Below are 1,914 nucleotides of genomic sequence, written 5' to 3'. Positions count from 1 at the left end.
GTGCCGCCGGAGGTCATGGCGGAGGTGCGCCCGCACCTGGTGGACATGCTGCGCGCCCAGGGCCTGGGCACGGCACCCGTTTTCCCGATTCCGGAGACCACCCTCGACGGCAACGGGCTGTTGCCCGAGACCGACGTGGCGCGGCTGCGGTCGTGGCTGACCGACCTGGCCAATGACGCGACCGCCCGGGAGGTCGTCGTCCGCCAGACCCTGACCGGGGCCCTCGCCTCCCTCGACTCCCGGTCCGAGGAACTCGTCACCGCCAGCCGCACCCAGCAACGCGTCACCGCCGACCTGACCGATATCGTCAACCGCGCCTTCGACGACTCCCGCCGAGGTGTCGAGAACGGGATGAGCGACGGGCAACTGCTGCGCGGCGAGGTGCTCGCGCGGTGGCAGGACTTCGTCGGGACCGGCGAGTTCTTCCGCAAGGTCGAGTCCGGGGTCTCGAAGCTGCGCGACAGGATCACCGGCGCGTTCCGTGGGCACGCCAACGCGCCGGCGGATGTCGAGGAGGCGCTGCACGTCGGGGTCGCCCAGCTGATGGAGGCCAACGCCGCGACGGCGGCCGCTCAAGTGGCCCGCGAATGGCGGGCCCTGCCGGCCGGTGCCGAGATCCTGCACGCCCACCCGGAACTGGCCAAGCCGAGCAGCGACCTCGGCCCCCGGGTGGACGCCGCGGTGCGGACCTGGCAAGACGAGGTCCTCGACCTCGTGCGCAGCGAAGGCCAGGACCGGCGCACCAACGCGCGGGTCGCGGCATACGGCATCAACGGCATCGGCCTGTTCCTGATGCTCGTCACCTTCGCCCACACCGGCGGGCTGACCGGCGCGGAGGCCGGCATCGCCGGCGGCACCTCGGTCCTTGCCCAGCGGGTGTTGGAGGCCATCTTCGGAGACCAGGCCGTGCGGACCATGGCGGCCAAGGCCCGCGCCGCCCTCCTGCGACGGGCCGACGAGGTCATCGAGGCCGAGCGCACCCGCTTCCTCGACGCCGTGGGCGCCCGGACCGTCGCCGCCGATCAGACCGAACGCCTCTCCAGGGCCCTGGACGCCGTGCAGGCCGCTCGATGAGCCCCCTGTTCGGCCGCGGCGACAAGGGCGTGAGCGCCGAGGATCTCACCAAGCACGCCGACGCGCTGCGCTCCGCCGTCGACGCCGGCGGCGCCGAACTGGACCCGGACCAGGTCGCCCGCGCACGGGCCATCGCCACGAAGGTGAGCGAGCGGATGGGGCGCAGCGGCAGCCATACGGTCGTCGCCTTCGCCGGGGCCACGGGCAGCGGCAAATCCAGCCTCTTCAACGCCGTCATCGGTGCCGAGGTCGCCAAGCCCGGCGCCCGCCGCCCCACGACCTCGACCCCGACCGCCGCGATCTGGGGCGACGACCCGGCAGGACCGCTGCTGGACTGGCTCGTCGTGCCCCACCGCCACCAGGTGCCGGACTCCGAGGGCAGCGCCCTGGACGGACTCGTGCTACTCGACCTGCCGGACTTCGACTCCCGCGAGGCCGCGCACCGGGCCGAGGCCGAACGCGTGATCGGGCTCGCCGATGTCTTCGTCTGGGTGACCGACCCGCAGAAGTACGCCGACGCCCGCCTGCACGACGACTACGTCGCGGCGATGAAGAACTACGGCGCGGTGACGATCGTCGTCCTCAACCAAGCCGACCGGCTCACCCCCGACCAGCAGCGCCAGTGCCTCGCGGACCTGGAGCGCCTGCTGCATCGCGACGGCCTGTCCGAGGTCACGGTGCTCGCCACCTCGGCCCGCACCGGACTGGGCGTGCCCGAACTGCGCGACAAGCTCTCCGACGCGGTCTCTGGTGCCCGGGCCGCTCGCACCCGCCTGGACGCCGACGTCCGCTCCGCCGCCACCGATCTGCGGGCCGGCGTCGCCGCGACCGAGGCCGACG

General features: G+C 73.3%; 1 protein-coding gene and 1 pseudogene. Both read left to right on the top strand.

The window, feature by feature from the left end:
• Positions 1 to 1,074, top strand: a pseudogene (locus tag BN11_RS20985) (ABC transporter); the annotation flags it as partial.
• Positions 1,071 to 1,914 (top strand): GTPase family protein (locus BN11_RS20980; protein ID WP_201329334.1); only part of this gene is annotated, 844 nt, incomplete at its 3' end. The pseudogene BN11_RS20985 and the gene BN11_RS20980, both read left to right, overlap by 4 nt.

The organism is Nostocoides australiense Ben110 (genome assembly GCF_001050535.1).
Lineage (GTDB): Bacteria > Actinomycetota > Actinomycetes > Actinomycetales > Dermatophilaceae > Nostocoides_A > Nostocoides_A australiense.
The sequence above is the reverse complement of the archived record's forward strand: the minus strand, read 5'-3'. Positions and strand labels throughout refer to the sequence as shown.